The sequence below is a fragment of the Promicromonospora sp. NPDC059942 genome, from assembly GCF_042731755.1.
Classification (GTDB): domain Bacteria; phylum Actinomycetota; class Actinomycetes; order Actinomycetales; family Cellulomonadaceae; genus Promicromonospora.
This window is the reverse complement of record NZ_JBHWLR010000057.1, coordinates 1-272: the sequence shown is the minus strand read 5'-3', so window position 1 is coordinate 272 and position 272 is coordinate 1. Positions and strand designations below refer to the sequence as shown.

The 272-nt window shown below is 30.5% G+C and carries 1 protein-coding gene; it reads left to right on the top strand.

Annotated elements, in window-relative coordinates:
- Nucleotides 1–272 (top strand): AbrB family transcriptional regulator (locus tag ACFV9Q_RS29275; protein WP_377237315.1); only part of this gene is annotated, 272 nt, incomplete at both ends.

Below are 272 nucleotides of genomic sequence, written 5' to 3'. Positions count from 1 at the left end.
TAAAAATACGATGGCCATTTTGGTTGAGTCAAATTGGTTTAATACTACTTGGAGTTCAAATTGGCTAACTATCGTTTTTGTCACTATCCTACTAATTTTATTAGCTTTGATAATTGCATTCTTTTTTAAGAAAATTGCACAAGTAAATTTAGAAACTGCAATTTTAAGTGTTATACCATATGCACCAAGCCAAATGTTAGTGATGGCAGAAGAAAATAAGAAAGCAAATATAGTAGTTGTGAGTTTAACACAGACATCACGTGTAACATTTG